This is a genomic window from Serratia sp. B501 (assembly GCF_051172315.1).
In the GTDB taxonomy this organism is placed as follows: Bacteria; Pseudomonadota; Gammaproteobacteria; order Enterobacterales; family Enterobacteriaceae; genus Serratia; species Serratia ureilytica.
In genome coordinates this window covers 1-12,730 of record NZ_JBPIZB010000005.1, presented here as the reverse complement: position 1 = coordinate 12,730, position 12,730 = coordinate 1, and the positions used below count along the sequence as shown (strand labels likewise).

8 protein-coding genes are annotated in these 12,730 nt (G+C 61.0%); 6 read left to right on the top strand and 2 right to left on the bottom strand.

The window, feature by feature from the left end; all coding sequences use genetic code 11:
- The first annotated feature begins 7 nt into the window (after positions 1–7).
- The 3 genes from prmA to fis all read left to right on the top strand — a co-directional run bounded on the left by prmA (position 8) and on the right by fis (position 2,565).
- Positions 8–889, top strand: coding sequence for a 50S ribosomal protein L11 methyltransferase (prmA, locus tag ACSBQV_RS16250; protein WP_033644444.1), 882 nt, complete (start codon positions 8–10; stop codon positions 887–889).
- A gap of 393 nt (positions 890–1,282) precedes the next feature.
- On the top strand, positions 1,283–2,287 hold the full coding sequence (gene dusB, locus ACSBQV_RS16245) for a tRNA dihydrouridine synthase DusB (RefSeq protein ID WP_033644443.1): 1,005 nt from the start codon (positions 1,283–1,285) through the stop codon (positions 2,285–2,287).
- A complete protein-coding gene (fis, locus tag ACSBQV_RS16240; RefSeq protein ID WP_000462905.1) occupies positions 2,269–2,565 on the top strand; it encodes a DNA-binding transcriptional regulator Fis in 297 nt (98 codons plus the stop codon). Before dusB ends, fis begins: the two co-directional genes overlap by 19 nt.
- 129 nt (positions 2,566–2,694) lie before the next feature.
- On the opposite strand, the gene ACSBQV_RS16235 is transcribed toward fis, so the two are convergent.
- Complete coding sequence (locus tag ACSBQV_RS16235) at positions 2,695–3,036, bottom strand: hypothetical protein (RefSeq protein ID WP_016930249.1); 342 nt, start codon at positions 3,034–3,036, stop codon at positions 2,695–2,697.
- 248 nt (positions 3,037–3,284) lie between these two features.
- Here ACSBQV_RS16235 and lpxO point away from each other — a divergent pair, with 248 nt between their 5' ends.
- The 3 genes from lpxO (at position 3,285) to ACSBQV_RS16220 (ending at position 6,225) form a co-directional block, all read left to right on the top strand.
- Positions 3,285–4,190: a lipid A hydroxylase LpxO gene (gene lpxO, locus ACSBQV_RS16230; protein WP_099784388.1), complete on the top strand. Its 906-nt coding sequence runs from the start codon at positions 3,285–3,287 to the stop codon at positions 4,188–4,190.
- Between the two features lie 300 nt (positions 4,191–4,490).
- A complete protein-coding gene (gene lpxP, locus ACSBQV_RS16225; protein WP_033651230.1) occupies positions 4,491–5,411 on the top strand; it encodes a kdo(2)-lipid IV(A) palmitoleoyltransferase in 921 nt (306 codons plus the stop codon).
- 115 nt (positions 5,412–5,526) lie between these two features.
- Complete coding sequence (locus ACSBQV_RS16220; protein ID WP_422125193.1) at positions 5,527–6,225, top strand: CTP synthase C-terminal region-related (seleno)protein; 699 nt, start codon at positions 5,527–5,529, stop codon at positions 6,223–6,225.
- Between the two features lie 87 nt (positions 6,226–6,312).
- Here the strand turns inward: ACSBQV_RS16220 and ACSBQV_RS16215 are convergent.
- Positions 6,313–12,730: amino acid adenylation domain-containing protein (locus ACSBQV_RS16215; protein WP_434991467.1), on the bottom strand; the 6,418-nt coding region annotated here is incomplete at its 5' end.

Genomic DNA, 12,730 nt, shown 5'->3' with positions numbered 1-12,730 from the left:
AATTGCTATGCCTTGGATCCAACTCAAACTGAACACCACCGGCAGCCAGGCGGAAGACCTGAGCGACGCGCTGGTGGAAAGCGGCGCCGTGTCGGTGACCTTCCAGGACACCCACGACAATCCGGTGTTCGAACCCTTGCCGGGTGAAACCCTGCTGTGGGGCGATACCGATGTGATCGGCCTGTACGACGCCGAAACCGATATGGCCGAGGTGGTGGCGATGCTGGAACAGCACCCGCTGCTGGGCGCCGGTTTCCGCCACAAGATAGAACAGCTGGAAGACAAGGACTGGGAGCGCGAGTGGATGGACAACTTCCACCCGATGCGCTTCGGCGAGCGCTTGTGGATCTGCCCGAGCTGGCGTGACGTGCCCGATCCCGACGCGGTCAACGTGATGCTCGATCCGGGCCTGGCGTTTGGCACCGGCACCCACCCGACCACCGCGCTGTGCCTGCAGTGGCTGGACGGCCTCGATCTGGCCGGCAAAACCGTTATCGACTTCGGTTGCGGCTCCGGCATCCTGGCGATCGCCGCGCTGAAGCTGGGTGCGGCGCGCGCTATCGGCATCGACATCGATCCCCAGGCCATTCAGGCCAGCCGCGACAACGCGCAGCGTAACGGCGTTTCAGAGCGTCTGGAGCTGTATCTGCCGAAAGACCAGCCTGCCGACCTGCTGGCGGACGTGGTGGTCGCCAACATCCTCGCCGGCCCGCTGCGCGAGCTGGCGCCGCTGATCGGCTGTCTGCCGAAGGCCGGTGGCCATCTGGGGCTGTCCGGCGTGCTGGCCAGCCAGGCGAGCAGCGTAGCGGAAGCCTACGCAGAGAAGTTCACGCTCGACCCGGTCGCCGAGCGCGAAGAGTGGTGCCGCATTACCGGCCGCCGCAAGTAAGCGTCACGGTATAGTGTCCCTCTCGTCCACCGGCCCTGCGCCGGTGGATTTTTTTGTCCGGCGATCGGCCCTCGGGCGGCACAAAATTTTATGCAATTTTTCGCCGCTCAACGACGGATCGCCCTGAGAATGCGCCTTCCAGGCAGGCTATCCCGGCAAAAATAGCGGGCGAATGCAGATAATATCCTGCGCAAAGGCGAATATTTTGCCGCACACAAAATAAGCACTTTTCGTCAACTTATTGTAAAATATATATAATATTTTTATGAATCGCCGCGTAGCGTATTTTTCGTCCTAATATCGGGCCAATTGGTTAAAGTTTGGCCTTTCATCTCGACGCAAAAATGCGTAATATACGCGCCCTTGCGGACACAGTATGGTCACTCTTTGTCTATGCGCATTGGACACCACCAGCTTACTAATTGCCTGATTGCGGCCCCGATGGCCGGTATTACAGATCGCCCGTTCAGAACCCTCTGTCATGCAATGGGTGCTGGGATGGCTGTATCCGAAATGCTCTCCTCCAACCCGGAGGTGTGGCGGACGGATAAGTCGCGTCTGCGTATGGTGCATAGCGATGAACCTGGGATCCGCTCCGTGCAAATTGCCGGATGCGATCCTGATGATATGGCCGCCGCCGCGCGTATCAACGTGGCCAGCGGCGCGCAGATCATCGACATCAACATGGGATGCCCGGCCAAAAAAGTGAACCGGAAGCTTGCCGGGTCCGCTTTGTTGCAGTACCCGGATCTGGTTAAACGGATCCTCCACGCGGTGGTCGACGCGGTGGATGTGCCGGTAACGCTGAAGATTCGCACCGGCTGGGCGCCAGAGCACCGTAACTGTGTAGAGATTGCCCAACTGGCCGAAGACTGTGGTATTCAGGCCCTGACGATTCACGGCCGAACCCGCGCCTGTCTGTTTAACGGCAACGCGGAATACGACAGCATTCGGGCAGTTAAGCAGAGTGTTTCCATTCCGATTATCGCGAATGGGGATATTACTGACCCGCATAAAGCCAGAGCAGTGCTCGACTACACCGGGGCCGACGCCCTGATGATAGGCCGCGCTGCTCAGGGGAGACCCTGGATCTTCCGGGAAATCCAGCATTATCTGGACACTGGGGAGTTGCTGCCGCCGATGCCGCTTGGCGAGGTGAAGCGCTTGTTGATTGGGCACATTCGGGAATTGCACGGCTTCTATGGCCAAGGCAAGGGATTCCGGATTGCTCGTAAGCACGTGTCCTGGTATCTCCAGGAACACGCTCCGAATGACCAGTTTCGGCGCACATTCAACGCCATAGAGGATGCCAGCGAACAGCTGGAGGCGTTGGAGGCATATTTCGAAAATCTTAGCGTAAAAAAAGAGCTGACAGAACTATGTTCGAACAACGCGTAAATTCTGACGTACTGACCGTTTCTACCGTTAACTCACAAGATCAGGTGACTCAAAAGCCTCTGCGTGACTCGGTTAAACAAGCACTGAAGAACTATTTTGCTCAACTGAACGGTCAAGACGTAAATGACCTGTATGAGCTGGTACTGGCTGAAGTTGAACAGCCACTGTTGGACATGGTGATGCAATACACCCGTGGCAACCAAACCCGCGCAGCCCTGATGATGGGCATCAACCGCGGCACGCTGCGTAAGAAGCTGAAAAAATACGGCATGAACTGATACTAGTCAGTTAACGTGTTGAAAAGGCGCTTTATCTCATTTGATAAGCGCCTTTTTCTTTGGGGCACGCCCGATCTGCAGGCAATAAAAAAGGCCGCAACGCGGCCCTTGGGGTAAAAAGCGGAGACCTTACTCGGTCGCTTTGTTTTTGAGGCTTTCCGCCCCTTGCTTGGTCTTGTCCCAAGCCTTCTCCGTACCCTGTTTGGTGGAGTGCCAGGCTTTTTGCGAGCCTTCGCTCACTTTACTGCCAACGCTATCGCTCTTGCCTTCGGCGGCGTGCTTGGCTTTCAGCTTCAGCTCTTCACCCTTGTCCTGAGACTGGTGCAGCTTTTCTTTGGCGGTATCCGCCCCTTTGTGCGCCTCAGCGACAACCTCGTTGCTGGCGTGAGCGGCGGTGTCGGTCGCGGTTTCAGCAGCGAACACCGGGGAAGCGAGCAGCAGTGCAGACAAGGCAATGATTGATTTCTTCATAAGTCCCTCTTTTCTCAGATACGTGCCATTCGTCATGAAACAAGATGGCATGAAACGCCCCTTGAACGATTTAAGAATAGGACTAAAACCAAAAAAATCGATATAAAATTTTATTACAAACAGTTTTATTGATTTTTTATGCCACTAAGCAGCATGAGCGGGGAAAGCGCACGAAAAAGTTAAATTTTTCCTGTCACAAAACTATAATTTGTACGAATTTTTAACAAGCACTAACAGGGATGGATTCTATGGTTGCCGCGATCATTATCGGCATTTTTATCATCAGCTTCCTCTACGCACACTCCCGCGGCAAAGAGAAACAAAAGCTTATCCGTCAGCTGTTCGATCACTCCACGTTTATGGGGCCGATCAACATGTTTATGACCGGTTTCTCCCGTTTGCCCGCCAAACAGCCCTATTTCGACGAAAAAGGCTTCCCGGAGCTGCAGACGCTGACCGACAACTGGCAGACGATCCGCGAAGAAGCGGTGCGCCTGCAGGATCACATCAAAAAGGCGCAGTCGCACAACGATGCCGGCTTCAACACCTTCTTCAAACGCGGCTGGAAACGTTTCTATCTGAAATGGTACAGCGACAGTCACCCTTCGGCGCAGACGCTGTGTCCAAAAACCGTCGAGCTGCTCAACCGCATCCCGTCAGTCAAGGCGGCGATGTTCGCCGAGCTGCCGCCCGGCAGCCACCTGGGTAAACACCGCGATCCTTACGCCGGCTCGGTGCGCTATCACCTGGGGCTGATGACGCCCAACGACGATCGCTGCTTCATCGAAGTAGACGGCGAGCAGCACAGCTGGCGCGACGGCGAGGCGGTGATCTTCGACGAGACCTACGTGCACTGGGCGCAGAACGCCACCGATCAGACGCGCATCATTCTGTTTTGCGACGTCGAGCGGCCAATGAAATGGCGCTGGGCGCAGGCGGTCAACCACTGGGTCGGCGCTACGCTGATGTCGGCGGCCAGTTCGCCGAACGACGATCAGGACCGCACCGGCGGCATCAACCGCATCTTCAAATACGTCAACGCGGTGCGCGATGCCGGCCAACGCCTGAAAGCGCGCAACCGCCGCGGTTACTACCTGCTGAAATGGCTGGTGATCGCCGCGATCTTCGCCGCGATTATCATTCCCAGCCTGTAAAACGCGCCAATCCTCAACTCAGGGGCAACGCGAATGAGAATATTCGCATGCCCCTCTTCCGCCGCACCCCGTACCCTGTGTTAGCATAAGCATTCCTAGAGCCGCCTCCGCTGGCCAACAGCTATCCCTCCGAAGCCTGATAGCAGCGCAAACCGCCCTTCGAATGTAAATGTTTAGTCAATTATGGAATTCCGACTAAACCCTGGCCGTACCCGGGTGTCTGAGTAGTCGTATCGCTATCGAGTGGAACCTTTATGCGTTACAGCTTGCTGCCCCTTTTAACGTATAAAACGAGTTTCTATGAAATCAGCCAAAGCATTTCAACTGGCCTTGCTGCACCCGCGCTACTGGCTAACCTGGTTCGGCCTCGCTCTGCTGTTCCTGCTGGTACAGCTCCCCTATCCGCTGCTCTACCGTCTGGGGGTGTGGATGGGACGCACCTCGATGCGTTTTCTCAAGCGCCGCGTCACCATCACCCGTCGCAACCTCGAGCTGTGCTTCCCCGAGATGGACGAAGCGCAGCGCGAGCGCAAAGTGGTGGGCAATTTCGAATCCCTCGGCATGGGCCTGCTGGAAACCGGCATGGCCTGGTTCTGGTCAGATAAACGCGTCAAGCGCTGGTTCAACGTCTCCGGCATCAACCACCTCAAAATGGCGCAGCGCGACGATCGCGGCGTGCTGGTGATCGGCGTGCATTTTATGTCGCTGGAGCTGGGCGGCCGGGCGATGGGCCTGTGTCAGCCGATGATGGCGATGTACCGTCCGCATAACAACAAGGCGATGGAATGGGCGCAGACCAAAGGCCGCATGCGTTCCAACAAGGCGATGATCGATCGCAAGGATTTGCGCGGCATGGTGCATGCGCTCAAGCGCGGCGAGGCGGTGTGGTTCGCGCCGGATCAGGACTATGGCCCGCGCGGCAGCGTATTCGCGCCGCTGTTCGCCGTCGATAAGGCCGCCACCACCAGCGGCACCTTCATGCTGGCGCGCATGGCCAACCCGGCGCTGGTGCCGGTGGTGCTGATCCGCCGCGAAGGCGGCCGCGGCTACGACCTGCTGATCCAACCGGCCCTGGAAGACTATCCGCTGAGCGACGAACAGGCGGCGGCGGCTTACATGAACAAAGTGATCGAGAAAGAGATCATGCGGGCGCCGGAGCAATACATGTGGCTGCACCGCCGTTTCAAAACCCGACCGGCTGGCGCGCCCTCGCTGTACTGACCCTCTTTTTTCAGCCCGGCCAACGCCGGGCTTTTTTGTGCGCCGCGTTTAAAAAATCTGCGGCTCGGGCTCCCGCTTTCCTGTAATCTCCTTTTTTACCCGCACAGGAAAGGAAATGATGAAAGCTCAAGTCCGCATTGCTCTGGTCGGTGATTACAACCCGCAAGCCGTGGCCCACCAGGCTATCCCCGTGGCACTCCAGCTCACCGCCGCCCACCTCGACATCGACGTTCAGCCCCAGTGGCTCCCGACCGAAACCCTGACCTCCCCCGACGCGCTGCAAGATTTCGACGCCATCTGGGTGGTGCCGGGCAGCCCGTATCGTCACGACGACGGCGCGTTTATGGCGATCCGTCATGCGCGGGAAAACGACGTGCCGTTCCTCGGCTCCTGCGGCGGTTTTCAATACGCCATCGTCGAATACGCCCGCAATGTGATGGGCTGGCACGACGCCGGTCATGCGGAAACCGACAGCGGTGGCCGGCTGGTGATCGCCCCATTGAGCTGCTCGCTGGTGGAAAAAACCGGCGACATCGTTTTTCAGCCTGACACCCGCGTCGCGCAGGCCTACGGCAGCCTGAACGCCCATGAAGGCTACCACTGCAACTTCGGCGTGAATCCGGACTTCGTCGCCGATCTGCAGCGTTTCCCGCTGATCATCAGCGGCCACGACACCGAAGGCGACGTACGCGCCATCGAACTGCCGGGCCGGCGTTTTTACGCCGCCACGCTTTTCCAGTCGGAACGCGCCGCGCTGCGCGGCGAGCTTTCACCGCTGGTGGTGGAACTCGTCAAAGCCGCCGCCAACGGGTAAACAAAGGTTCATCGGCGCCATCGGGGCGTTGTCACCGGATAAAAAAAGCCCTCTTGCGAGGGCTTTCTGATCGTCTATCCCGCCGACTTACGCCTGTCCGAGATCGCGCAACGCCAGATTGAAGTGCTGGCCCAGCTCACGCCGGTGAACCGGATGCTCCATCATCGACACATGGTCGCCGTTGACCTGGCTGACGCGGACGGTCGCCGGCGGCAACAGCCTATCCCATCCCAGCGCGGAAGCGTCTTCGCGGCAATATCCCGCCTGCTTGATCTTCTGCCAGTACGCCTGGAACTGCTCGTTCTGCGAATTGGCGGAAACCTGCTCCTGCTTCGCCTTGAACAGATGGATCTTGAGCGATGCAGGCTGCACCTGAGTCGCTTCCACCAGCTTGGCGTAATGGTGTCGCTGTTGCCAGAGGGCCGCCTCGTCGGCCACTTCCGCACGCTGAGTCTTGATCCCGGCGCGTTGCACGGCCGCTATCGCCTCCGGTAACGGCAGCTCGGCCAACTGCTGACAGAACTGCGGATCCGGCCTCTCCTGCGTGGATTCCACCCAGTTCAGCAACAGCTGGACCGGGCTGTGCATCGCCTCCACCGGCCGCAACGTGTCAATCAGCCCCAGGAAAGCGACCGCTTCCCCGCTCGATTGCAGTTGCTCGGCGATGGCATAGGCCAACACCCCGCCGGAAGAGTACCCCGCCAGATGGTAGGGTCCCTGCGGCTGCACTTCGCGAATCAACGCCACGGCGCTGGCGGCCATGTCGCTCATGGTCGCCGGCTTCTCCTCCACCGCCGGCCACGGCACAGCGTAAACAGGGAAGCTTTCATCGATCTCCTTGGCCAATTCAAATACATAAGAGTGATCGCCAAAGCCGGTCGGGACGAAGAACAGCGGCGGTCGGCTGCCGCTGCTGCGAGCCGGCACCGCTTTGCACAGCGGAGCCTCGGCGGTGCGACGATCGATCCGTTCGGCCAATTCGGCCAAGATCGGATGGTTGAAGATCGCCTGTACCGGCAAGGTGATGCCTTGCTGACGCAGTTGGCTGGAGAGACGCACCGCCAGCAGTGAATGGCCGCCGAGCTCGAAGAAATTGTCGTGGCGTCCTATCTGGCCAATCTCGAGCAGCTCGCACCATGCCCGCGCCAGCGTCGTTTCGGTCTCACCCTGAGGCGCCGCATACTCCCGAGCGCCGACTGCCGCACACTCCGGCTCCGGCAAGGCGCGCCGATCCAACTTACCGTTGGCGGTCAACGGCAGCGCATCCAGCCAGACATAAGCCGACGGCACCATGTACTCCGGCAACCGTTCGCTCAAATAGGCCCGCAACTGCCCTTGCAGCGCGCTGCGTTCCCCCTCGGCCGCCGGTACGATCCAGGCGACCAGGCGCGGGTGGTGCTCCGTCGAACAAACCTGCACCACCGCTTCCCGCACCCACGGGCTCGCTGCCAGCTGCACCTCGATCTCGCCCGGTTCGATGCGGAACCCGCGCAACTTGACCTGCTGGTCGCACCGCCCTTGGTATTCAAGACAGCCGTCCGGCAGATAACGCGCCAGATCGCCGGTACGATACATGCGGCCGCCGCCGACCGGGTTGAACGGATCGCTCAGGAAACGCTGCGCCGTCAGTTCCGGCCGGTTCAGGTATCCCAACGCCACCCCCACGCCGCCGATGTGCAGTTCTCCTATCGCCCCCATCGGCACCGGGCGCCCACGGGCGTCCAACAAGTACGCGCGGGTATTGCCGATCGGTTTACCAATCGGCAAACGCGCCTCCCCTTCGGCCCGCTCGATACGCGCCGTGGTCGCAAAGGTCGTGGTCTCCGTCGGCCCATAGGCATGGATCAGTTGCACCGGCCCTTGTTCTTGCAGCAACCGCGCATAAGCGCCCGGATCCTCTTTCTCCCCCCCGCTGATCAGATATTTCAGCTGCGCCAGCGCGCCGCTGATGCTGTGCACATACTGATTGAACAACGCGGTGGTCAAGAACAGCGTGGTGATGCGATGACGCTGCAGTTCGGCCGCCAGACGTTCGGCTTCCATCATGACCTCCGGCGCTATCACCACCAGCGCACCGCCGTTCAGCAGGGCCGCCCACACCTCCATCGTGCTGGCGTCAAACGCCGGGTTGGCGGCAAAGGCAACCCGGTCTTCAGCGTCAAAGGCGGCGTAGCGATTGTTGCGCACCAAACGAGTAATGCCCTGGTGCGGCGTCATGACCCCTTTCGGCGTACCGGTCGAACCGGAGGTATACATGATGTAGGCCGTCGTGCCGCTCGACAATCGCAACGCCGGATTACCGTCATTGCCTTCGCAATCCTCGACCGGCAGCTGCGTAATGCCCTCATTGCCGGCGGTCTCTGCCAGCATCAGACACGCGCCGCTGTCATTGACGATCCACGCCTGACGCGCGGTCGGCAGTTGCGGATCGAGGGGCACATACGCCGCACCGGCCTTGACGATCGCCAGTTGGGCGCAAACCAGTTCGATGCTGCGCGTCAGCCGCACCGCGACCCGATCTCCCGGTTGTACGCCGCGCTCAATCAGCCGGTGCGCCAACCGGTTAGCGCGCGCATTCAACTGCGCGTAACTGAGCTTCCGCTCCCCCTGGATCACGGCGACGGCCTGTGGCGTCAACTGTGCCTGTTGTTCAAACAGTTCGTGCACGCAGGTATCCGCCGGGTAAGGTTCCGTCGTATGATTCCAGCTGCACAGCTGCAGCGCATACTCCTCATCCGGCATCACGTCCAGTTCGCAGATCGGTGTCTGCGGCGCCTCTTCCAGCGCCTGCGCCAAGGCGCTCAACGCCTGCGCCATGTAACCGCACACGCGCAGCGCTTCAATCGGCTGTCTGACCTGCGCCGTCAGGCCCAACGAATCGCCGCCGTCCTCGACCGACAACACGAACGGATAGTTGGTGCGTTCCTGGCTATCCAACAGCGTCACGCCGGCCGGCAAGGCGGTCTCCTCGCCGCTGTTATGCCGATAGTTCAGCAGGGCGCTGAACAGCGGCGTGCCCGCGGCGACGCCGCTGCAGCGCTGCGCCAAGGCCAGCGGCGCATGCTCATGGGCCAGCAGTCCGCTCAGCAGGATATGCGCCTGCAACGCCGCCGATTCTGCGCCAACCTCATTGACATCCAGCCGTAGCGGCAAGGTGTTGATAAACAGTCCGAGCGCCCGTTCCGCCCCGTCTCCGGCCTGCATGCGGCCCAGCAACACGGTGCCGAACACCACCTCATCGCGGCCGGTGGCGCGCGCCAGCACCTGCGCCCAGGCCAGATGGCACAGACTGGCCAGGCTGACGCCCATCCGTCGCGCCTGCCGCCGCAGCTGCTGATTGAGCGCATGCGGCAATGCCAGGTGCGCCGTCGAGATATCTCGCCCTTCGCCATGCACATCGCTCAGGCCGAACGGCAGCGACGGTTCATCGATATCCGCCAGCAGAGTGCGGAAGAACTGCTCGTGTTCAGCGTTGCTGACGCCGAGCCGCGCCTGCGCCACCGCGTTGCGGAACGGCGGCGCCTTGGCCAATTCGTCTCCGCGTCCGGCCAGGATCAGATTGATTTCCTCCTGCATCACCGCCAGGGTCGAGTGGTCGCCGATCAGGTGATGCCACTGCTGGAGCACACACCAACTGTCCTCCTCTTCCCGTGCAGCGACAAAGCTCAGTAACGGAGCGCGCGTCAGGTCTGGCCGTACGCGGCGCGGATCAAACAACGCCGTCAGCCGCGAACCGATATCGCCCTGCGCCGGATCGAGCCGCAGTTCTTGCAGCGACAACTCGGCCTTGCGCCACACCACCTGCACCGGCGAAGACACGCCCTGGGTGATGAACGCGGTGCGCAGAATGTCATGGCGGTCGATCACCTGCTGCATTGCCGCCAGCCAGGCATCCAGGCGCGCACGGCTGTCGAAACGCAGCACCGCGGACAGCTGGTACGGATCGCCCTGTTCCGCCAGCAGATGGTGGAACAAAATCCCCTCCTGCAGCGGCGACAAAGCGTAGATGTCCTGTACATTGGCCACACCGCCCGGCACCTGCGCCACCACCGCGTCGATCTCCGGCTGGCTCAGCGCCGCCAGCGGCAACATCTCCGGCGTAATGGAAGCGCAGCCCGGTTGGATACCGTTGGCCGGCACGCTCACCTCTTGCTGCGTGACCAATGTCTGCGCCAACGTCGACAGCGTCGGCGCGGTGAACAGCGTTTGCACCCCAGCGCTCAACCCCACACGGCGCAGCTGCGCCATCAGTTTGACCGCCAGCAACGAATGGCCACCCAGTTCGAAGAAGTTATCGTGACGTCCTACACGCTCAATGCCCAGCAACTCGCGCCAGATCCCCGCCAGCAGCGTTTCCAGCTCGCCTTCCGGTTCGGCGTAAACCTCACGCACGTAGGCGTCCTCTTGCGGCTCAGGCAGCGCGCGCCGATCCAACTTGCCGTTCGGCGTCAGCGGCAGCGTATCCAGCGCAACCCAGGCCGTCGGCAGCATAAACTCCGGCAACATGCCCGCCAGATACTGCCGCAGCGTCACCGCCAACGTCTGGCGGTCCGCTTCAGCCTCCGGCACCACCCACGCCACCAGCCGTTTATTGTTCGCTTCGCCTAGGACATCCACCACCGCTTCGCGCACCGCCGGATGACCAGCCACTCGCGCCTCGATTTCACCGCATTCGATGCGGAAGCCGCGAATTTTCACCTGCCGATCGTTACGGCCTTGATAGTCGATATTGCCGTCCGCCAGGTAGCGCGCCAGGTCGCCGGTACGATAGATCCGATCTCCGGGATTGAAGGGATCCGCCAGGAACCGTTCTGCCGTCAGTTCGGCGCGATTGAGATAACCCAATGCCACGCCGGCACCGCCGATATAGAGCTCACCGGTGGCCCCGAGCGGCACCGGCTGCAAATGCTCATCCAGCAGATAAATGTGCGTATTGCCGATCGGCCTGCCGATCGGCAGGCGTTGCCATGGCCCCACTTGTTCAACTATCGCCGCAGTGGCGATAACGGTGCCTTCCGTCGGCCCATAGGCATTGACCAGACGCACCGGCCCCGCCTCTTTCAGCATACGAGCAAAGGCGTGCGGATCCGCGGCTTCACCGCCGCTGATCAGATATTTCAACTGCGCCAACGTCGCGGCGATGCTATGGACATATTGGTTAAACAACGACGTGGTCAGGAACAAGACGTTAATCTCTTGCCGCACCAGCGCCGCCGCCAACGCATCGGCATCCGTCAATACCTCCGGCGCAATGATCGCCAGACTGGCGCCATTGAGCAACGCGCCCCACATTTCCAACGTGCTGGCGTCGAATGCCGGGTTAGCGGCGAAAGCAAAGCGATCGCCGCGTTCGAACGCCGCAAACCGATTGTTAATCGCCAGTCGGAGGATGCCTTGATGCGTCACCATCACGCCTTTAGGCGTGCCTGTCGAGCCCGAGGTATACATGATGTAAGCCGGTGCGTCGCCGGCGCGAGCCACCGCCGGATCGTGGGTCGGATCCTGCCGCAGACGATCGATACGCAGGCATTCGATCTCGCCGGCTATCTCGCGATCGAGATCGCGATCGCACAGGATCAACGTCGTTCCGCTGTCGCCGATGATCCACGCCTGCCGCGCAACAGGCAGGTGCGGATCGAGCGGCACATAAGCGGCGCCCGCCTTGAGGATCGCCAACTGGGCGATGACCAGAGAGAAACTGCGTTCGAGCGACGTGGCCACGCGGTCGCCGGGGCGTACGCCCTGTCCGATAAGTTGGTGCGCCAGTTGGTTAGCGCGGGTGTTTAATTGCGCGTAGCTAAGGCTGTCCGCCTCGTTTACCAACGCGATGGCATCCGGCGTGCGCCGCGCCCACTGTTCAAACTGGACGTGAACAGGGTTCTGCGCCGGATAAGCTTCCGCGGTTCGGTTCCAGCCATACAACAGCAGTTCGCGCTCAGCGGCCGGCAGCAGATCGATATGCGAAGCAGACTGCGAAGCGTTTGTCGCCATCGCCCGCAGCACCTGCACCAGATAGGCGCCGTAACGCTCGGCGGTGGCGCGATCGAACAACGCCGTGGCGAAGTTCAGCGTGCCGCTGATGCCTTCGCCGGTATCGGCCAGATCGAGCGTCAAATCATACTTGGCGATCCGATAGCCCAACTCGGCGCTCTCGGCCTGCAGTCCAGGCAGCGGAATATTGCGCACCGAGCCGTCCTGCCAGGCCAGCATCACCTGGAACAGCGGGGTATAGCCCAGATGGCGCGGCGGGTTGACCAGCTCCACCACCTGCTCAAACGGCAGATCGCGGTTTTCCTGCGCCGCCAGCACCGTGTGGCGGACCCGTTCGAGCAGCGTCGGCAGATCCGGATCGTCGCGAAGATCGATGCGCAGCGCCAGCGTGCTGACGAAGAAACCGACCAGCGATTCGGTTTCCAGCCGGCCGCGGTTGGCCTCCGGCGTGCCGATCACCAGCTCCTGCTGTCCGGCCATGCGCGCCAGCACCAGGCTCCAGGCCGCCAGCACC